Below are 17,404 nucleotides of genomic sequence, written 5' to 3' on the forward strand. Positions count from 1 at the left end.
GTTCGCCGCACGCGGCGAATCTGGGGCGGGCCGTCTCCGAGGCCGTAAGGTGCCCTCATGCTCGATATCGCTCTGCTGCCGGGGGAGTACGCCGTGTGCCGGATGGCCGCCGGCTCCGCCCTGCCGCCCGAGCTGCCGGGCGGGCTGAGCGACGGCGATGTCGTCACGGTGAGCTGGACCGCCGACGGGATCTCGCTGATCTGCCCCGCCGACCGGGTGCCCGAGCAGGCCGCCGTGGAGACGGCCTGGCGCTGTCTGCGGGTCGCCGGGCCGCTCGACCTGGCGGTGACCGGCACCCTCGCCGCCCTGGTGGGTCCGGTCGCGGCGGCCCGGGTCAGCGTGGTCGCCTTCTCGACGTACGACACCGACTACCTGCTGGTTCCCGCGGTACGCCTCGGCGAGGCGACCGCCGCGCTGGAGCGGGCCGGCCACCGGGTCCTCGCCTGATCTTCACCCGGCCGCCGGTTCCTCCTAGGATGGGCTCGGCCTCCCGGCCGCAGCGACGCTCCCCGATGTCCCGAGGATCGGCCCGTGCCGCCCACCCCCTCGCGCCCCGCCGCCCCCGACCACCCGACCGGCCGTTCCGCCCGGGGCGGGCGGCGACTCGTGACCGCCGTGCTGCTGGCCGCCGTGCCGCTGGCGGGCTGCGGCACCCCGCCGGAGCTGCGGAACGCCGCGCCCACCGCCGCCCCGACCCGCGCCGCCGCGCCGAGCCCGGCCGGCACGCCCACCTTCGCGCCGACCACGCCGCCCGCCACCGGCCTGCCCGGGACGGCCACCCCGACCGCGGACTCCGGCCTGGTCGCGGTGCCGTGCCCCGCCGGCCCCTCCGGGCAGCGGGTCGTCGACCTGGTGCGCGGCCGGGGTGTGCTTCCGGGCGGCGCCCGGGTCCGGGTGCGGACCGGCCCGCTCTGCGCCGGCGGGTGGCACTACACGGTGCTCGACGTCACCGGGCACGAGGAGCTCCACGTGGTCACCGAGGGCCGGGCGAGCGCTCCACGGCTGGTCGCCGCCGGCACCGACGTCTGCACGGCCGAGGTCCGCGCCGCCGGGCCGCCCGGCATCCGGACCCTGGTCTGCGACGGCGGGTCGCTCGGCGTACCGGGTGCGTAGGCTGTCGCCATGCCGGGAACACCGCCGACGCGCTTCGTCTTCCTCGGGCCGGAGGGCACCTTCGCCGAGCAGGCGCTGAACACCATCCCCGCCGCCGAGCGGGGCAGCCGCGCGCCGGCCCGCAGCGTGCCGGAGGCGCTGGAGAGCGTACGGGCCGGTGAGGCGGACGCCGCCCTGGTGCCGCTGGAGAACTCGATCGGCGGCGCGGTCGGGGTGACCCTGGACGAGCTGGCCGAGGGGGAACCTCTGGTGATCACCCGTGAGGTGATCCTGCCGGTCGACTTCGTGCTCGCCGCCCGGCCCGGCACGACGCTCGCGGGCGTCCGCAGCGTCGCCGCCCATCCGCAGGCGTCCACCCAGTGCCGGGGCTGGCTGCGCGCCCATTTGCCGGACGCGGTCGTGGTCGACGTGCTCTCCAACGGCGCGGCCGCGGCCGGCGCCGCCACCGGCGAGTACGCCGCGGCGATCTGCGCCCCGATCGGGGCGGCCCGGCACCGGCTCGACGTGCTCGCCGACAAGATCGCCGACCACCCGGACGCGGTGACCCGCTTCGCCCTGGTGTCCCGCCCCGGCCCGCCCCCGCCGCCGACCGGCGACGACGTGACCTCGCTGGCGGTCTACATCGCCCACGACCGGGTGGGCGCGCTGCTGGCGGTGCTGATGGAGCTGGCCGTCCGGGGCGTCAACATGAGCCGGATCGAGTCCCGCCCGACCGGCGAGGCGCTCGGCCGGTACGTCTTCTTCCTCGACTGCACGGGCCATGTGGCGGACGTCCGGCTCGGGGAGGCGTTGCAGGGGCTGCGCCGGGTCTGCGCCGACGTGCGCTTCCTGGGCTCGTACCCCCGGCACCGCTGGACCACGGCGGCGGGCGACCGACCGGTCCCCGCGCCGCCCGGCCTCTCGGACGCCGACTACGCCGACGCCGCCGCCTGGCTGGCCCGCCTGCGCGCCGGCGACCTCACCTGACGGCACCGCCCCCGCGCCGCGGCGGAGCCGGCAGGACGGGTCGACGCGGGCGGGGGCGGTGTGCGCGCCTGGCGCGGGTCAGCTGAGCAGGCCGCCGAGGAGGCCGCCCTGCTGCTCCTGGGCGCCGCTGCCCATGATCGGCGGCTCCTCGGAGGGCTGCACGACGACGAAGCCCTGGCCGGCGAAGCTCATCGTGAACGCCTCGCCGGTGCGCCGGCCGAGCAGCGTGCCGAGGCCGAGCTGCTCCGCCCGGTGGTAGCCGGTCTGGAGGTTGGCCGACCAGCAGACCGCCGCCTGCGGGTCGACGTAGGTGGGGGCGTCGACGTTGAGCACGACCGGCGTGCCCTTGGTGGTGATGGCGATCCGGCCGTGGCCGGTGAAGACGCAGTTGAACAGGCCCGACGAGGAGGCCATGCCGGCCCCGCCGACCATGCGGATGTCGTACTGGAGGGTGGAGTCGAACGCCAGCACGCTGGAGCCGTTGATGGAGAGCGCGTCGCCCGGCTCCAGGTCGATGACGTGCACGTCCTTGGCGAAGTCGGCGAGGAAGACGTCACCCCGGCCGGTGACCTTCATCAGCGGGACGCCCTCGCCGGTCAGCTTCTGCTTGAGGAACTTGCCGAGCCCCCCGGAGCCGAGCGCCTGGAACTGCACCTGCCCCTGGTAGGCGACCATCGACCCGACGCGGGCCATCGCCTCGCCGTTGAGTTCGATCTTCAACATCTTGGAGTTCTGCAGCCGCATGCCGGGCTGCGCGGACTCCTTCTCCAGGTTCTCCGCGGAGAAGAGCTCGCTGCGCATGGAAGTGCCTCCTGATTTCGCGATGCCTGGACCGACGGTAGGCGTACGCCGCAACCATCGGCCACCGGCCGACCGGCCCGGCTCGGCCCGCCGGTCGTCGCGGGCACCGGCCGACCAGCCGGTCGTGGCGGTTGCGCGCCCGTCCGCGGGGGCCGCGTCGCGCTCGTCAACCCCAGCCCAGCTCGTGCAGCCGCGCGTCGTCGATGCCGAAGTGGTGGGCGATCTCGTGCACGACCGTCACCGCGACCTCGTCCACCACGTCCTCGTCGTCGTCGCAGAGGCGCAGGATCGGGTTGCGGTAGATCAGGATGCGGTCCGGCAGCACGCCGGAGTAGTCCCAGCCCCGCTCGGTGAGGGCGTGGCCCTCGTAGAGGCCGAGCAGGTCCTCGCCGGGCGGCGGATCGTCCTCCACCAGGATCACGACGTTGCTCATCAGGGCGAGCAGTTCCTCGGGCACCTCGTCGAGCGCGTCGCCGACCAGCTCCTCGAAGCGCTCGCGACTCATCTCCACCGGCACCCGCCCATTCTGCCCGACGGCGCGGCCCGCGCGGCCCGGCCAAGATCGGCGCGCCTCCACCGGGAGGGATGCTCCCCGTGGAGGCGTACGCCGACGGTGGAGGCGGTCAGGAGGCGAGGCGGGCGGTCAGGGTGATCTGGGCGCCCGGGGAGAGCAGCCGGGAGATCGGGCAGTTGTCCTTGGCGGTCTCGGCGAGCTTGGTGAACTGCGCCTCGTCGATGCCCGGCACGTCGCCGACCGTGTCGAGCTCGATCCGGGTGACGGTCATCCCGGCATCGGTCTTGTCCAGGTGGACCTTGGCGATGGTCTCCACCGAGGAGGGCGGCGAGCCGGCCTCGGCGAGGGCCTTGGAGAACGCCATGGAGAAGCAGCCGGCGTGCGCGGCGCCGATCAGCTCCTCCGGGTTGGTGCCCTCACCCTCCTCGAAACGCGACTTGAAGGAGTAGTTCCCCTCCAGCCCGCCCTTGCCGGTGCGGACCGTGCCGGACCCCTCGGTGAGGTTGCCCTGCCAACGTGCGGAAGCGGTACGGATAGGCATGCCTCCGACGCTATCGGAAAGGGCACCCACCGGCGACCGTTCACGCTCCGCTCCTCCGGTGCGTGCTGTGTCATGATTCGGCTCAGGCCCGTGCACGCGGAAGGGTGGCCGATGTCCCAGGATCTCCCCATTCCCCGCCAGGACCACCGGTCCGACGACACCGCCGTCGTGGAGTGGGGCGGGGCGGAGGCGGCCCCGCCGGGCCGGCTCGGGCGTACGCTCTCCGGCCTGGGCCGGGACCGCCGGCTGCCGCCGCTGCTGGCGGCGCTGGGCGCGGTGGCCGCCCTCGCCTCGCTGCTCGGCGAGTGGCAGGTGATGACGATCCCCAACGCCGGCCCCCAGGGCGACGCGCCGGTGCGGGTGCCGGGCGGGGTGTCCGACATCGGCGGCTTCGGGGTCGGCTACCTGGTCGGGCTGCTGGCGCTGGCCTGCGCGGTGGCGCTCGCGCTGCGCGGCACGGCGGCGGTCCGGCGCAACGCCCGGCTCGCCGGCCTGACCCTGGCCGGGGCGCTGCTGGCGCTGCTGGCCGCGACCGCCGCCTCGCTGGACGAGGCAGGCCAGCGTGTCTTCTTCTACTCCACGGACGACGGGTTCCGGATCGAGTACGGCCGGGGCCTGGTGGCGGCGTTCGTCGCGTGCGCGCTCTTCGCGGCGGCGCTGAGGCTGGCCCCGGTGGGGGCGGCCGCGCCGGACGGGGAGGCCGCCGACGGGGAGGAGGCCGTCGACGGGGAAGCCACCGCCGAGGGGCCGCCGGTCGAGCGACGCCGTAGTCGCAGGGCCCGCGACCTGGCGGACGACGGGGGGCTGCCCCCGCCGGCCGACCTCACCGTCGGGCCGGCCGTCCCCTTCGCCCGCCCCGAACCCCGGGACTGACCCTCAGGGGGAGGCCCAGCGGATCTCGCCGTCGACCAGTTCGTCGGTGGCGCGCAGACCGAGCCGCTCGGCCACCCGGGCGGAGGCCCGGTGGTCGGGGTGCACGTGCGCGACCAGCGCCCCGATGCCCTGCTCCTCCAGCCAGCCGACCATGCCGGCGGCGGCCTCGCCGGCGTAGCCGCGGCCCTGCTGCGGCGACACGACGACCCAGGCCAGCTCGGCGACCGGCCGGTCGCCGTCGAGCCGCACGGTGGCCTGCACGGTCCCGATCGCGTCGCCGGTGTCCCGGTGCCGGACGACCCAGTTGAGCCAGCCCTCCCCGCCGTCCGGGGACCGCCCGGCCGCCTGTCGGCGGTAGCGCTCCCGCAGGTGCTCGGGGGTCGCCGGGCTGCCGCCGGTGAACTCGTGTAGGGCCGGGTCGTCGAGGAGCGGGGCGAGTTCCTCGGCGTGGTCGACGCGGAGGGGTTCCAGCAGCAGCCGCTCGGTGCCGATGATCTCCGCCACCGGCCAGTCCCGCTCTCCCATCCGCCCACCGTACGGCCGCCCCGGCGGCCCGGGGGCGGGGACACCGGCGGGCCGTCGTCCGTTGGCACCGACTTCGCCCAAAGGCAATGGGCGGTACCTGCCACGCGAGGTACGGTTGCTGCCCGCCGTCACTCAGGGTCGAGCCACGACGACCGAAACGGCTGGTTGCGACGGCGGCGGGCGAAGGAGGAACGATGACCCGCCCGGGCCTGCCCAAGCTGATCGCCACCGACCTCGACGGGACGCTCGTCCGCAGCGACGAGACGGTCTCCGCCTACACCCACGGGGTGCTGGACCGGGTACGCGCCGCCGGGATCCCGGTGGTCGGCGCGACCGGCCGCGGTCCCCGGCTGGCCGAACTGACCCGCAACGACATCCGCGCCGCCGACTTCCTGGTGATGGCGGGCGGCGGCCGGGTGGTCGACCAGAGCGACCCGGCCGGGCCGGTGGTGCTGCGCGACGAGCGCCTCCCCGCCGAGGTGCTGGCCACGCTGCTCGCCGACCTGGAGGTGGCGGTCGGGCCGCTGACGGTGATGGTCGAGGCGTCCGACGAGCACGACGCGCCGCTCTGGGGCGACTACCACCCGAGCTGGCCCTACCAGGACGCGTTCGAGGCGCGCAGCCGCGCCGAGTGCCTCTCCTGCGACGTGATCAAGGCGTTCGTCCGGACCGCCGACCACCACGTGGACGAGTTGCTCGCCGTCGCCCGGGAGGTCGTCCCGCCGGAGGTCGCCACGCTCACCCAGGCGGGCCTGGGCTTCGTGGAGATCTGCCCGCCGGGGGTGGACAAGTCCACCGGGCTGGCCGTCGTGGCGCAGCGGCTCGGCGTCGACCCGGCCGAGGTGCTGGTCTTCGGCGACATGCCCAACGACCTGCCGATGTTCGCGTGGGCCGGCTGGGCCCGGGTGGCGGTCTCCAACGCCCACCCGACGGTCCGCGCCGCCGCCGACGAGGTGACGCTGCGCAACGACGACGACGGGGTGGCGGTGTACCTCGATCGACTACTGTCCCGCTGATGGGAGAGGCACCTCGGCTGATCGCCACCGACATCGACGGCACCCTGCTACGGGACGACCGCACACTCAGCCCGCACACCGCCGACGTGCTGGCGCGGATCTCCGCGCGGGGCACGCCGGTCGTGCTGGTCACCGGCCGTCCGATCCGCTGGCTGAAGCTCGTGTACGACCAGCTCGCCGAGCCGCTGCCGGCGATCTGCGCCAACGGCGCGGTGGTCTACGACCCGGTCGCCGACGAGGTGCTCCGGGCCGACCCGCTCGCGCCGGAACTGCTCGCCGAGGTGGCCCGGCGGCTGCGCGCCGAGGTGCCCGACATCAGCTTCGCGGTGGAGATCGTCGAGAGCCGGCAGATGCGGCACGAGGCGCACTACCCGCTGCGCTGGGATGCCGACCACGAGGCGATCCGGGCGGTCGAGACCCCGGAGGAACTGTTGTCGGCGCCGGCGGTGAAGCTGCTGGCCCGGGCCGCCGACCAGGACCCGGACGCCTTCGTCGCGCTGGTCGCCGCGTCGCTGGAGGGGCTGGCCGAGGCGACCCACTCGTCGTCCTCGGGGCTGGTGGAGATCTCCGCCGCGGGCGTCACCAAGGCGGCCGGGCTGGCGTGGTACTGCGCGCGGCTCGGGATCGACGCCCGGGAGGTGCTCGCCTTCGGCGACATGCCCAACGACGTGCCGATGCTGACCTGGGCCGGGCGAGGGGTGGCGGTGGCGAACGCGCACCGCGCCGTCCTGGCGGTCGCCGACGAGGTGGCCTCGGCGAACTCGGCGGACGGCGTGGCGGCGTACCTGGAGAAGGTCTTCGGGGTGGACTGACGGCCGGCCGGCGCCCGGCCGGCCGTCAGGCTCAGAGGTACTGGCCGGTGCTGTGCGCCTCGCCGCCCTGCGGCTGGCCCATGCCCGGCATGCCCGGCATCACGCCGCCGGGGCCACTGGGCAGCGCCTGCCGGCCGGAACGCATCTGTTCGAGCTGGACCCGGGCGGCCATCTGCTGGGCGACCAGGGCCGCCTGGATGCCGTGGAAGAGGCCCTCCAGCCAGCCGACGAGCTGGGCGTGCGCGATGCGCAGCTCGCTCTCGCTGGGCGCCTTCTCCTCGGTGAAGGGCAGCGAGATCCGCTCCAGCTCGTCCCGCAGCTCGGGGGCGAGCCCCTCCTTGAGCTCGACGATCGACCGCTCGTGGATCTCCCGCATCCGGTGCCGGCTGGCGTCGTCGAGCGGGGCGGCCTTGACCTCCTCCAGCAGTTGCTTGATCATGCTGCCGATCCGCATCACCTTGGCCGGCTGCTCGACCAGTCGGGTGGGGTCCTCGCCGGCGGCCTCGTCGGTCTGCACGGTGCCGACCGGCCGCCCGTCCGGGCCGACCACCACCACCGTTCCGGAGTGACCGGTGCCGTCGTGGCCCGGCTCGTCGTTCTGTCCAGCGGAGTGCGCTTCGGTCATGGGATCCATCTTTACCCAGCCGCACGCGAACCCGCTCCCGGGGACCGATCCCCGACGCCGGATCGGAGGGTGATCCGCGCTACGGTCGCGCCATGCCCGCCGACCCGCGCGCCGTGCTCAGCCGCCCCGCCCCGGCCCCGGACGCCACCGTCTCCTACGGCGACCACCCGGACCAGGTCGCCGACCTGCGCCGACCCGCCGGGTCGGGCCCGGCCCGGCCGCTGGTCGTGGTGGTGCACGGCGGCTTCTGGCGGGCCGAGTACGACCGGCGGCACACCGGCCCGCTGGCCGCCGCGCTGGCCGCGCTCGGCCACCCGGTGGCCCAGGTGGAGTACCGCAGGACGGGGCAGCCGGGCGGCGGCTGGCCCGGGACGCTGACCGACGTGCTGACCGGCGTGACGGAGCTGCCCCGGCTGGCGGCCGAGGCGCTGCCCGGGCGGGTCGCCGCGGGGCCGCCGGTCCTGGTGGGCCACTCGGCCGGCGGGCATCTGGCGTTGTACGCGGCGGCGACCGCCCCGGCCGCCGTCATGGGCGTGCTGGCGCTGGCCCCGGTGTCGGACCTCGCCGAGGCGTACCGGCTGGACCTGGACTCCGGGGCGGTGGCCGCGCTGCTGGGCGGCGGCCCGGCCGACCTCCCCGACCGGTACGCCGCCGCCGATCCACGATCATTGGTGCCCATTCCAACACAGACCGTAGTCATGCACGGCGCGCTGGACGAGCAGGTGCCGGTGGCGATGAGCCGCGAGTTCGTCGCGGCCGGCGCGGCGGCAGGGGGTGACATCCGCCTCGTTGAGCTGCCGAAATGCGAGCATTTCGGGCTCATCGATCCGGAGTCGACGGCGTGGCCGGAAATCATGGCTGCTCTTCGATCTCTGCTGGAAGATCGCTAGGCATTGACGCAGCGTCGCTGACCCGGTAGAACGCCGAGGGGGCGCGATCCGCCCTGCAACGCTCCCCGGAAGGAACTCGGTGTCGCAGATGAACCGCAGGCGGGCACTCCAACTGCTGGCCGCGCTCGGAACGGCCGGCTTGGCCGCCGGCTGCGGCACCGATGCGGCCGAGGGTGAGGCGACCGGCGGCGGCAGCCCGATCAAGATCGGCCTCATCGCGCCCACCGGCGGCGGCCTCAAGGCGATCGGCGACGAGATCACCAACGGCTTCCAGCTCTTCCTCGACCTCAACGAGAACCGCCTGGGCGGGCACCCGGTCACCCTGCTCACCGCCGACGAGGGCGAGAGCGTGCAGACCGGCAAGGCCGCCGTCGAGGGTTTGCTGAAGCAGGGCGTGCTCGCCCTCACCGGCGTGGTCGACTCGAACGTCATGTTCGGCATCCGGGACACCGTCGAGCAGGCCCGGGTGCCGCTGATCGGCTCCAACGCCTCGCCGACCAGCCTGCAGAGCGTCGTCTACATCTGGCGGACGTCGTACGTGCTCGACGAGGCGGGCCGGGCGCTGGGGCGCTACCTGCGGGACCAGTTGGGGTCCTCGGCGCGGCTGGCGATCATCGCGCCGGAGAACGCCGGCAGCCAGGACGTGGTGCGGGGCTTCAGGCAGGAGTTCGGCGAGTCCGACCCGCGCATCAAGGACCCGGTGACCTGGACGGGCGTCTTCACCAACCCGTCGAAGTCCGCGTACCGGGCCGACATCCGCACGGCGCTGCGCCGCAACCCCGACGCCGTGTTCTGCTTCTACGCCGGGCCGGCGGCGGTCGAGTTCATCAAGCAGCTGCGCATCGAGGGGTTCACCGGCAAGGTCTACGCTCCGGGCTTCCTTACCGAGGGCACGGTCCTGGAGAGCGTCAAGGCCGAGGAGGCGAAGGGCATCCAGACCGCCCTCAACTACTCGGCCGACCTGAACAACACGGCCAACCGACGGTTCGCCTCCGCGTACCGCAAGAAGCACGGCGCATCGCCCACCACCTACGCCATGGCCTCGTACGACGCGGCGCAGGTGCTCGACCAGGCCATCCGGATCGCCGGCGAGACGCCCAACCCGCAGCAGGTCAACCTGGCGCTCGGCAAGATCGGCCAGATCGACAGCCCGCGCGGCGTGTGGCAGTTCAACCAGCCGCGCACGCCGCAGCAGAAGTGGTACCTGCGCGAGGTCCAACTCGACGGCCAGGTGCTGTCGAACGTGCTGGTCACGGAGCTGGCCACGCTCGGCTGAGCAGTTCGCACGACGCGAGAAACATGACGCGAGAGAGGGGCCGGCCGCCCCGCCCGTGCGGCCGGCCCCCTCGTCGTACGCCCTGCCCGCCGCGCCGGTCACGCGGCCCGGCACGGCCCGATCGCGCGGCCCGGCTCAGCGGGTCGACGCGGCCCGGCTCGGCCGCTCGGCGGCGGCTCGGCTCAGTGGCGCGGCTCGGCTCAGTGGCGCAGCTCGGCGATGCAGCACTTCACGCTGCCGCCGCCCTTCTTCAGCTCGGCCAGCTCGACGGGGACGGGGTGGTAGCCGGCCGCCTTCAGCTTCCCGGCCAGCCGGGTCGCCTCGCTGTTGAGCACCACGTTGAGCCCGTCGCTGACCAGGTTCAGGCCGAAGGCCAGCGCGTCGGAGTCGTCCGCGACCACCGCGTCGGGGAAGAGCTGGGCGAGCACCTTCTGGCTGGCCGCCGAGAAGGCGCCCGGGTAGTAGACGATGTTCTCGTCGTCGATCGACGCGAGCGCCACGTCCAGGTGGTAGAAGCGCGGGTCGACCAGGCGCAGCGACACCACCGGGCGGCCGAGCGCCTCCTGCGCCTCGGCGTGCGCCGGCAGCTCGGTGCGGAAGCCGTGCCCGGCGAGGACCAGCCCGCCGTGCGCCTCGGGCAGGTAGGCGAAGTCGCCCTCGCCCTCGTTCGTCTCGCTCGGCGCGATGAACCGCCAGCCCTGCGACTCGTAGAACGCCCGGTGCGCGGCGGCCTCGGCGGCCCGCTGCTCGTGCTTGAACTGCGCGCCGTAGACGACGCCGTCGACCACGAACGCGCCGTTGGCCGCGAAGACCATGTCGGGCAGGCCCCGCTCGGGCGTGAGCAGGTGCACCTCGTGGCCGAGGCCGACCAGGGCATCCCGCAGCCGGTCCCACTGCTTGACCGCCAGCTCCGGGTCGACCGGGGTGCTGACGTCCATCCACGGGTTGATCGCGTATTCGACCGCGAAGTGCTCGGGCGAGCACATGAGATATGTCCGCTTTCGCGGGACTCGCTGCTGGTTCACGGTGACCAAGGGTAGGTACCGTAGAACTTTGGTAACAGCCACAACCATTGCTTCCCAGAGGCGGAACGTTGCAGATAGATGCCGTAGACCAGCGGATCATTGCGTTGCTCGTCGCGGATGCCCGCGCCTCGTACGCGGACATCGGGCAACGGGTGTCGCTCTCCGCCCCGGCGGTCAAGAGGCGGGTGGACCGGCTGCGGGCCGCCGGGGTGATCCGGGGCTTCACGGCGGTCGTCGACCCGGCCGCCGTCGGCTGGACCACCGAGGCCTTCGTCGAGCTGTTCTGCGCGGGCCGGACCACCCCGGCCCAGATCGGGGTCGCCACCCGCCGGCACCCGGAGGTGGTCGGCGCGTACACCGTCTCCGGCGAGGCCGACGCGCTCGTCCACCTGCGGGCCGCCGACATCGCGCACCTGGAGGCGGCGCTGGAGCGGCTGCGGGCCGAGCCCTTCGTGACCTCCACCCGCAGCACCATCGTGCTCTCCCGACTGGTCGAGTCCCCCGGCGTCGGGCCCGCCGGCGGCTGACCCGCCGACCGGGCCCCGGGCGGGAAACGGAAAGAAGGGCCGGGCGGGTCGGAACCACGCGCCGCGCGGCCGCGTCGAACCGGCCATGAGACGGGGAGCCCACATCTTCGCGGCCGGCACGCTGGCCGCCCTCACCCTGCTCGGCGGGAGCGCCATCCCGCCGCCGCGACCCGGCGATCCGCCGCCGCGGCACCTGCCGGCCGCGCCGGTGCTGGTCTCCTTCGACTCCTGCGCCGACGCGCTGGCCGGGCTGCGGGCCGCCGCCCGGGCGTCCGTCGGCCCGTGGGGCTTCGGCGGCCGCTGGCCCACGATGCTGGCCTCCGACGCGGTCCCGAAGACCCTCGCGCGGGCGGAGGCCGCAGCGGCACCGGAGCACTCCACCACCAACAACCACGAGGCCGGCGCGGACGAGCCCGATCTGGTCAAGACCGACGGCCGGCGGATCATCACGGTCAACCGGGGGCTGCTGCGGGTGGTGGACCCGGCTGCCCGGCGGGAGACGGGGCGGGTGGACCTCACCGGGGCGCTGCCGGAGTTGAAGTGGGGGCAGCAGACCCTGCTGCTGCACGGCGACCGGGCACTGGTGCTGGCCCAGGTGGGCGCCGGCGGGGCCAGGGAGTTCGCCGGGTCGCGGATCGCCGGCGCACCGCGGCTGATCCTGGTCGACCTCGCAGGTCCGCCGCGGGTGCTCGGCACCTACCGCATGGACGGGAGCCTGGTCGACGCCCGGCAGACCGGGTCCACCGCGCGGGTCGTCGTCCGCACCCGGCCCCGGCTGAAGTTCCCGCGCGCGAAGCGCGGCACCGACGCGACGCGGACGGCGGCGAACCGGGCGGTCATCGACCAGGCCGGGGTGGAGGCGTGGCTGCCGGCGTACGAGTGGACGGCCGGCGCCCAGCGGCACACCGGGCGGGTCGGCTGCGACCGGCTGAGCCGCCCGCCCACCTGGTCCGGCACGTCGATGTTGACCGTGCTGAGCTTCGACCTGGCCGCCGACCGGCTCGGCGACGGCGACCCGGTCAGCGTCGCCGCCGACGCCACCACGGTCTACGGCACCGGCCCGAACCTCTACCTCGCGGGCGAACGCCCGGTCACGGGCCGGCCCGCCGGGCCGCGCTGGGACCGGCCGGCGGGTGCGCAGGTCACCGAGATCTACCAGTTCGACACCGGCGCGCCGGGGCGTCCCCGCTACCTCTCCGCCGGCACCGTGCCGGGGTCGCTCGTCAACCAGTACGCCCTCTCGGAGTGGCAGGGGCACCTGCGGGTCGCCACCACCACCGGCAACCCCTGGGCCGCCCGACCGACCACCGAGTCCGGCGTCCACGTGCTGCGCCGCGACGGCGACGCGCTGACCCGGGTCGGCGCGGTCACCGGCCTCGGCCCGGGCGAGCGGATCTTCTCGGTGCGCTTCCTCGGCGGCTCCGCGTACGTGGTCACGTTCCGGCGGACCGACCCGCTCTACGCGGTCGACCTGACCGACCCGACCACGCCCCGGGTCACCGGTGAGCTGAAGATCACCGGGTACTCGGCGTACCTGCACCCGCTGCCGGACGGGCGGCTGCTCGGGGTGGGCCAGGAGGCCGACCAACGGGGGCGGACGCAGGGGCTCCAGGTCTCCCTCTTCGACGTCCGCGACCCGGCCCGGCCGGCCCGGCTCGACCAGTGGCACGTGCCCGGGAAGTACTCCGCCCTGGAGTACGACTCGCACGCCTTCCTGCACCGCCCGGAGACCGGCCTAGTCGCCCTCCCGGTCGGCGACGACGTACGCCTGCTGCGGGTCTCCGGGACCGACATCGGCGAGGTCGGCACGGTGTCCCACCCGGTCGGGGCGGGCCCGGTGACCCGGTCGTTGCTGGTGGGTGACGTGCTCTGGACCGTCTCCGACGCGGGCCTGCGGGCCACCGACCCGACCACCGCGCGCAGCCTCGACTGGCTTCCGCTGACCTGATCCTCCCTCCCCGGCGGGTGGGGCCCGGTTTCTCGGGGTTTCCGGGCCCCACCCGTCTCAGCCGGAACGGCTCGGGTCAGAGGTACATGCCGGTGCGGTGTTCGCCCTGGTCGCGCCTGCCCGGCTTGTCGCCCTCGCCGAAGAAGCGCTTGCCGCCGAACTCGCCGTGCAGCCGGTCGTCCAGCTCGTCCGCGAGCCCCGTCATCACCTGCACGGCGAGCATCAGGTGGGTGGCCTGGAAGTTGCGACCGAAGACGGGGATGGACGCCCACACGGTGTCGTCGGCGCAGTAGAGCCGGCCGATCGGCATCCGGTTGGTCAGCTCGGAGAGCTTCACGTAGAGCCGCTCGGTGGGCTCGACCTCGGTGAGCACCGGGGAGAAGACGTCCACCAGCGGCGGGTTGTCGCGGACCCGGACGAAGACCATCGCCGAGCCGGCGCGGATGTTGATGTCGCCGTCGGAGTCGACCTGCAACCGGTCCGAGTCCGACTTGAGCATGGTCGAGACGACCGTACGGACCCGCTCGGCGAGCGCGGCCACGTCACCCTCCGGGGCCTGGGCGGCGGCCGCCGCGGCGAGCGCCTCGTCCAGGTCGGCCTCCACGTCGCGGTCCGGACCGAACTCGCTGCGCGCGGTGCCCAGCGGCTCCACCGGCAGCGACTCCCCCTCGGCGTCGTGGATCAGGTAGACGAGGAAGGCGGGGTGCGGGGCGCCGTAGACGTCGCGCAGCGTCCGGGTGATCAGGGCCGCCAGCCGGGTGGCGTCGGCGGTGCTGCCGTCCAGCCCGAAGTGCTCGCCGGAGCCCGCCACCACGCCGGGCGGCGACCAGCCGAGCGCGATCATGTCCGCCACCGCGGCCCGGTCCAGCCGGTAGCCCTGCGGCAGGGTGGCGTTGCCGACCGCACGGGCGGCCAGCTTGCCGTCCTCGCCGACGTCGACGCTGACGGAGTAGACCGCGTCGCCGGTGCCGGAGGCGGTGGGGTCGAGCGTCAGCTCGACGTGCGCGCCCGTCGGCAGCGCCGCCAGCCGCTCGGCCAGCGCCCGCGCGAACTCCCGCCACGCCTGGGTCACCTTCGCCCGCAGGTCGGCCGTGGTGGGCTCGTCGAGCAGGATCGGCTCGTGGTGCGCCGGCAGGGTGCCGGGCTTGTCACCGTTCGGCACCGAGGGGTGGTCTGCCGTCATGATCGCCTCCGTCCGTCCAGGCCACCCTACCCACGGGACCGGGGGGACGAATCAGCCCGACAGTGATCGGACAGCGACCTCGGCAGTGATCGGACGACGACCTCAGGCGGGGCCCTCGCCGGGGCGTTCGGCGCCCAGTTCGACCGGCCAGGAGGCGGCCAGCGCGCTGAGCCGGGCCGCGGCGCCCGCCGGGTCCGCGCCCCGGCCGACCGCCAGCCCGAGGAGGTACGCGGTGACGGGCGCGCCCGGCCGCAGCACCTGGTGCGCCACGTCCTTGGCCAGGTCGAGCACGGCCGGCACCGGCACCTGGGCGGGGTCGAGGCCCAGCTCGGCACAGGCCGCCGTCACCCAGTCGTCCATCACCGTCATCGCGCCCACTCCTCCGCCCGGCGTACGTCCTCGTCAGTGTCGCAGTCGAACCAGGGCGGCGGGCCGGCACCGGACCACGGCACCTCGCGGACCCGCAGCCCGGCCAGCAGCGCCCGGATCGGCGCCCCGGCCAGCGACGCGGTACCGCCCAGCCCGGCGCGGATGGCCGGCTCGGCGGCGGCCCGCTCCGGCTCCGTAGCGGCGGTCCGTTCGGCGGCGGCGGCCGGTTGGGTGGCGGTCCGCTCGGCGGCGAGGCGGTCCAGGGCGGCCCGCAGCGCGGCGACCCGCCACACGCCGCAGAGCGTCTGCCGCCGTCCCTCGCCGTCGACGTAGCAGACGCCGTCGTGACCGGCGTCGAGGTGGCCGAGCAGCCCGCCGATCGCCGCGCGGGTGAGCAGGGGCAGGTCGGCGGCGAGCAGCGCGACGACGGGCGTACCGGCGGGGACCAGGGCCAGCCCCGCAGCAGCGGCGGCGACCGGCCCACCCCCCGGCGGCTCCTCCCGGGTCACCCGCACCCCGGCGGGCACCGGCCCGGGCGGGCCGACCACGATGCGCGGGGCGGCGTCGGCGACGGCGGCCAGCACCCGGTCCCGCATGGGCCGGCCGCCGACCGTACGGGCGGGCTTGTCCACGCCGCCCATCCGGCGGGCGGCTCCACCCGCCAGCACCACTGCCGCGTACGCGTCCACCCGGCCACGGTAGCTGCGCGGCGATCCGGGCGCGGGTGCAGGATGGCGGGATGGGACGGGCGACTGACCGACGCGGCGTGCTCCGCATCGACCTCGACGCGGCGGCCACCGGCCGCACCTCGGTACGCCGGCAGGACACCCTCGCGGTGGAGGAGCCGCTGGAGATCCGGGTCGGTGCGGCGGGCCCCGGCCGGCGACGGCCGCTCGCGGTCACCATGCGTACGCCCGGCGACGACCTCGACCTGGCGATCGGCTTCCTGCTGACCGAGGGAGTGATCCGCTCGACCGACGACGTGCACACCGCGCAGCTCTGCGCCGGCGCGGAGACGCCCAACACGTACAACGTGGTGGACGTGGTGCTCGCGCCCGGCGTGCCCGAGCCCACGACCGACCCGGCCCGGAACTTCTACACCACCAGCTCCTGCGGGGTGTGCGGCAAGGCGAGCATCGACGCCGTGCGTACCCGATCCGTCTTCGCGGTGGGCGACGACCCGCTGACCGTGCCGGCGGCGCTCCTGGCCGAGCTGCCGGAGCGGCTGCGGGCGGCGCAGCGCGGTTTCGACCGCACCGGCGGCCTGCACGCGGCGGGCCTGTTCACCGCGGACGGCGAGTTGGTGGTGGTGCGCGAGGACGTCGGCCGACACAACGCGGTCGACAAGGTGATCGGTTGGGCGGTCCGCGAGCGGCGACTGCCGCTGGCCGGGCACGTGCTGCTGGTCTCCGGGCGGGCGAGCTTCGAGCTGACCCAGAAGGCGTGGATGGCCGGCGTGCCGCTGCTCGCGGCGGTCTCCGCGCCGAGCAGCCTGGCGGCGGACCTGGCCGAGGAGGCCGGGGTGACCCTGGTCGGCTTCCTGCGCGGCCGGGCCATGAACGTCTACGCCCACCCCCGCCGGGTCACCGCCTGATCCACATGCCGAACAGCTCCAGCCGGACGGCGGCGCAGCGCCTTCGACGGATGCGTGTCGGGGATGGGTGGTGGAACGTTGTCGAGCTGCCCCGTCCATGAGACCACCCGCGTGCCGGCTACCCGCGTGCCCGCGCCCACCCGGTGAAGCGCTCGGTCAGGTCGCCCGGCGTCGGGGCGCGGTCCAGCGCCGCGAGCTGCTCGCCCGCCTCGGCTTGGAGGGTCGCCAGGTGGACCAGCAGGGCTGCCCGGTCCGTGCGGTACTCGCCGAGCAGCCGCAACTTCGCGGCGGAGCACGGCCAGGCGATCCCACAGGCCGCGCAGCGCCAGGTGGGCCGGGTGGGCAGGTGCTCGCGACGCCGGCTCACACCGTCACCTCCCGGTGGGAGACTCGGCGGCGGGCCGGGGCAGGGGCCGGAGGCGTCGTACGCCAGCGCACCCCCTCGCACCGCACGTACAGCGAGCGCCGGTCCACGGCATCGCCGCGCGCGTTCAGCTCGTAGGCGTCGATCCAGCGCCAGCCCTGGTACGTGTGCCAGTCGGTCAGGACGCGGATCACGCGGACGGTGATCGGGCGGACGAACTGAGGGCTCGCGGACCGGGTCAGGTGCAGGACGTCGCCGGAGTTGATCTCTCGCGGGCTCACCGGCTTTCCCTTCGTCCGTCGGCTGGAGGAGGGGGCCGCCACGGATGCTCGCCCGGCGGCGGCCCCCTCACCGGCACGACCGGCGGGCTTCGGCTGCCTCCACCGGCTCGCGCCGTCTACAAGCCACCTTGCCGAGGGTTGTCAGACAGTGACACCACGTA

At 74.8% G+C, this 17,404-nt stretch carries 22 protein-coding genes; 11 read left to right on the plus strand and 11 right to left on the minus strand.

Annotation, left to right across the window (positions count from 1 at the left end; all coding sequences use genetic code 11):
* Positions 1–57 precede the first annotated feature (57 nt).
* The 3 genes from ACFY23_RS00520 (at position 58) to pheA (ending at position 2,079) form a co-directional block, all read left to right on the plus strand.
* Positions 58–447, plus strand: coding sequence for an ACT domain-containing protein (locus tag ACFY23_RS00520; protein ID WP_350678426.1), 390 nt, complete (start codon positions 58–60; stop codon positions 445–447).
* Positions 448–606: 159 nt separating this feature from the next.
* Complete coding sequence (locus tag ACFY23_RS00525; RefSeq protein ID WP_350678480.1) at positions 607–1,113, plus strand: hypothetical protein; 507 nt, start codon at positions 607–609, stop codon at positions 1,111–1,113.
* 9 nt (positions 1,114–1,122) lie between these two features.
* The gene (pheA, locus tag ACFY23_RS00530) at positions 1,123–2,079 is read left to right on the plus strand and encodes a prephenate dehydratase (protein ID WP_350678424.1); all 957 of its coding nucleotides are present in this window, start codon (positions 1,123–1,125) and stop codon (positions 2,077–2,079) included.
* 78 nt (positions 2,080–2,157) lie between these two features.
* Here the strand turns inward: pheA and ACFY23_RS00535 are convergent, their stop codons facing one another.
* The 3 genes from ACFY23_RS00535 to ACFY23_RS00545 all read right to left on the minus strand — a co-directional run bounded on the left by ACFY23_RS00535 (position 2,158) and on the right by ACFY23_RS00545 (position 3,935).
* Complete coding sequence (locus ACFY23_RS00535) at positions 2,158–2,880, minus strand: AIM24 family protein (protein ID WP_350678421.1); 723 nt, start codon at positions 2,878–2,880, stop codon at positions 2,158–2,160.
* Positions 2,881–3,046: 166 nt separating this feature from the next.
* Positions 3,047–3,391, minus strand: coding sequence for a metallopeptidase family protein (locus tag ACFY23_RS00540; protein WP_350678478.1), 345 nt, complete (start codon positions 3,389–3,391; stop codon positions 3,047–3,049).
* Between the two features lie 112 nt (positions 3,392–3,503).
* On the minus strand, positions 3,504–3,935 hold the full coding sequence (locus tag ACFY23_RS00545) for an OsmC family protein (RefSeq protein ID WP_350678419.1): 432 nt from the start codon (positions 3,933–3,935) through the stop codon (positions 3,504–3,506).
* A gap of 111 nt (positions 3,936–4,046) precedes the next feature.
* Here ACFY23_RS00545 and ACFY23_RS00550 point away from each other — a divergent pair, with 111 nt between their 5' ends.
* A complete protein-coding gene (locus tag ACFY23_RS00550) occupies positions 4,047–4,808 on the plus strand; it encodes a hypothetical protein (protein ID WP_350678416.1) in 762 nt (253 codons plus the stop codon).
* Between the two features lie 3 nt (positions 4,809–4,811).
* Here the strand turns inward: ACFY23_RS00550 and ACFY23_RS00555 are convergent, their stop codons facing one another.
* Positions 4,812–5,333, minus strand: a complete 522-nt coding sequence (locus ACFY23_RS00555; RefSeq protein WP_350678413.1) for a GNAT family N-acetyltransferase — start codon at positions 5,331–5,333, stop codon at positions 4,812–4,814.
* Between the two features lie 194 nt (positions 5,334–5,527).
* Between ACFY23_RS00555 and ACFY23_RS00560 the strand changes: the two genes are divergently transcribed.
* Both ACFY23_RS00560 and ACFY23_RS00565 read left to right on the plus strand, forming a co-directional pair.
* On the plus strand, positions 5,528–6,349 hold the full coding sequence (locus tag ACFY23_RS00560; protein ID WP_350678411.1) for an HAD family hydrolase: 822 nt from the start codon (positions 5,528–5,530) through the stop codon (positions 6,347–6,349).
* On the plus strand, positions 6,349–7,161 hold the full coding sequence (locus ACFY23_RS00565) for an HAD family hydrolase (RefSeq protein ID WP_350678408.1): 813 nt from the start codon (positions 6,349–6,351) through the stop codon (positions 7,159–7,161). The genes ACFY23_RS00560 and ACFY23_RS00565 overlap by 1 nt, the downstream gene beginning before the upstream one ends.
* 31 nt (positions 7,162–7,192) lie before the next feature.
* On the opposite strand, the gene ACFY23_RS00570 is transcribed toward ACFY23_RS00565, so the two are convergent.
* Positions 7,193–7,795, minus strand: a complete 603-nt coding sequence (locus ACFY23_RS00570; protein ID WP_350678405.1) for a bacterial proteasome activator family protein — start codon at positions 7,793–7,795, stop codon at positions 7,193–7,195.
* 83 nt (positions 7,796–7,878) lie between these two features.
* Between ACFY23_RS00570 and ACFY23_RS00575 the strand changes: the two genes are divergently transcribed.
* The gene (locus tag ACFY23_RS00575) at positions 7,879–8,676 is read left to right on the plus strand and encodes an alpha/beta hydrolase (protein WP_350678403.1); all 798 of its coding nucleotides are present in this window, start codon (positions 7,879–7,881) and stop codon (positions 8,674–8,676) included.
* Positions 8,677–8,755: 79 nt separating this feature from the next.
* Complete coding sequence (locus ACFY23_RS00580) at positions 8,756–9,952, plus strand: ABC transporter substrate-binding protein (RefSeq protein WP_350678400.1); 1,197 nt, start codon at positions 8,756–8,758, stop codon at positions 9,950–9,952.
* 200 nt (positions 9,953–10,152) lie between these two features.
* Here the strand turns inward: ACFY23_RS00580 and ddaH are convergent, their stop codons facing one another.
* The gene (ddaH, locus tag ACFY23_RS00585) at positions 10,153–10,986 is read right to left on the minus strand and encodes a dimethylargininase (RefSeq protein WP_350678397.1); all 834 of its coding nucleotides are present in this window, start codon (positions 10,984–10,986) and stop codon (positions 10,153–10,155) included.
* 59 nt (positions 10,987–11,045) lie between these two features.
* Here ddaH and ACFY23_RS00590 point away from each other — a divergent pair, with 59 nt between their 5' ends.
* Entirely contained in the window at positions 11,046–11,504 is a 459-nt protein-coding gene (locus tag ACFY23_RS00590) for an Lrp/AsnC family transcriptional regulator (RefSeq protein ID WP_350678394.1), read from the plus strand.
* An 85-nt stretch (positions 11,505–11,589) separates the two neighbouring features.
* A complete protein-coding gene (locus ACFY23_RS00595) occupies positions 11,590–13,452 on the plus strand; it encodes a beta-propeller domain-containing protein (protein WP_350678391.1) in 1,863 nt (620 codons plus the stop codon).
* A gap of 76 nt (positions 13,453–13,528) precedes the next feature.
* Here ACFY23_RS00595 and ACFY23_RS00600 read toward each other — a convergent pair whose 3' ends face one another.
* The 3 genes from ACFY23_RS00600 to ACFY23_RS00610 all read right to left on the minus strand — a co-directional run bounded on the left by ACFY23_RS00600 (position 13,529) and on the right by ACFY23_RS00610 (position 15,693).
* A complete protein-coding gene (locus ACFY23_RS00600) occupies positions 13,529–14,635 on the minus strand; it encodes a hypothetical protein (protein ID WP_350678388.1) in 1,107 nt (368 codons plus the stop codon).
* 102 nt (positions 14,636–14,737) lie between these two features.
* Positions 14,738–15,004 (minus strand): DUF6457 domain-containing protein, encoded by a 267-nt coding sequence (locus ACFY23_RS00605; protein WP_350678385.1) that lies wholly within the window; start codon positions 15,002–15,004, stop codon positions 14,738–14,740.
* Positions 15,001–15,693 carry an NTP transferase domain-containing protein gene (locus tag ACFY23_RS00610; protein ID WP_350678383.1) on the minus strand — a complete coding sequence of 231 codons (693 nt, stop codon included), beginning with the start codon at positions 15,691–15,693 and terminating at the stop codon, positions 15,001–15,003. Before ACFY23_RS00610 ends, ACFY23_RS00605 begins: the two co-directional genes overlap by 4 nt.
* 50 nt (positions 15,694–15,743) lie before the next feature.
* Here ACFY23_RS00610 and fdhD point away from each other — a divergent pair, with 50 nt between their 5' ends.
* Positions 15,744–16,598 carry a formate dehydrogenase accessory sulfurtransferase FdhD gene (fdhD, locus tag ACFY23_RS00615; RefSeq protein ID WP_350678381.1) on the plus strand — a complete coding sequence of 285 codons (855 nt, stop codon included), beginning with the start codon at positions 15,744–15,746 and terminating at the stop codon, positions 16,596–16,598.
* Between the two features lie 118 nt (positions 16,599–16,716).
* Here fdhD and ACFY23_RS00620 read toward each other — a convergent pair whose 3' ends face one another.
* Together ACFY23_RS00620 and ACFY23_RS00625 are read right to left on the minus strand one after the other, a co-directional pair.
* A complete protein-coding gene (locus tag ACFY23_RS00620; protein WP_350678379.1) occupies positions 16,717–16,965 on the minus strand; it encodes a flavin reductase in 249 nt (82 codons plus the stop codon).
* Positions 16,962–17,243, minus strand: coding sequence for a hypothetical protein (locus tag ACFY23_RS00625; protein WP_350678377.1), 282 nt, complete (start codon positions 17,241–17,243; stop codon positions 16,962–16,964). The genes ACFY23_RS00620 and ACFY23_RS00625 overlap by 4 nt, the downstream gene beginning before the upstream one ends.
* Positions 17,244–17,404 lie beyond the last annotated feature (161 nt).

This window comes from Micromonospora sp. NPDC000121 (assembly GCF_042899165.1).
GTDB lineage: Bacteria > Actinomycetota > Actinomycetes > Mycobacteriales > Micromonosporaceae > Micromonospora.

What these genes read in the sequence shown, in the direction of transcription:
- ACFY23_RS00520 (WP_350678426.1), top strand. Translation starts at nt 58, where the DNA reads ATGCTCGATATCGCTCTGCTGCCGGGGGAGTACGCCGTGTGCCGGATG.
- pheA (WP_350678424.1), top strand. Translation starts at nt 1,123, where the DNA reads ATGCCGGGAACACCGCCGACGCGCTTCGTCTTCCTCGGGCCGGAGGGC.
- ACFY23_RS00535 (WP_350678421.1), bottom strand. Translation starts at nt 2,880, where the DNA reads ATGCGCAGCGAGCTCTTCTCCGCGGAGAACCTGGAGAAGGAGTCCGCG.
- ACFY23_RS00545 (WP_350678419.1), bottom strand. Translation starts at nt 3,935, where the DNA reads ATGCCTATCCGTACCGCTTCCGCACGTTGGCAGGGCAACCTCACCGAG.
- ACFY23_RS00550 (WP_350678416.1), top strand. Translation starts at nt 4,047, where the DNA reads ATGTCCCAGGATCTCCCCATTCCCCGCCAGGACCACCGGTCCGACGAC.
- ACFY23_RS00555 (WP_350678413.1), bottom strand. Translation starts at nt 5,333, where the DNA reads ATGGGAGAGCGGGACTGGCCGGTGGCGGAGATCATCGGCACCGAGCGG.
- ACFY23_RS00560 (WP_350678411.1), top strand. Translation starts at nt 5,528, where the DNA reads ATGACCCGCCCGGGCCTGCCCAAGCTGATCGCCACCGACCTCGACGGG.
- ACFY23_RS00565 (WP_350678408.1), top strand. Translation starts at nt 6,349, where the DNA reads ATGGGAGAGGCACCTCGGCTGATCGCCACCGACATCGACGGCACCCTG.
- ACFY23_RS00570 (WP_350678405.1), bottom strand. Translation starts at nt 7,795, where the DNA reads ATGGATCCCATGACCGAAGCGCACTCCGCTGGACAGAACGACGAGCCG.
- ACFY23_RS00575 (WP_350678403.1), top strand. Translation starts at nt 7,879, where the DNA reads ATGCCCGCCGACCCGCGCGCCGTGCTCAGCCGCCCCGCCCCGGCCCCG.
- ACFY23_RS00595 (WP_350678391.1), top strand. Translation starts at nt 11,590, where the DNA reads ATGAGACGGGGAGCCCACATCTTCGCGGCCGGCACGCTGGCCGCCCTC.
- ACFY23_RS00600 (WP_350678388.1), bottom strand. Translation starts at nt 14,635, where the DNA reads ATGACGGCAGACCACCCCTCGGTGCCGAACGGTGACAAGCCCGGCACC.
- ACFY23_RS00605 (WP_350678385.1), bottom strand. Translation starts at nt 15,004, where the DNA reads ATGACGGTGATGGACGACTGGGTGACGGCGGCCTGTGCCGAGCTGGGC.
- fdhD (WP_350678381.1), top strand. Translation starts at nt 15,744, where the DNA reads ATGGGACGGGCGACTGACCGACGCGGCGTGCTCCGCATCGACCTCGAC.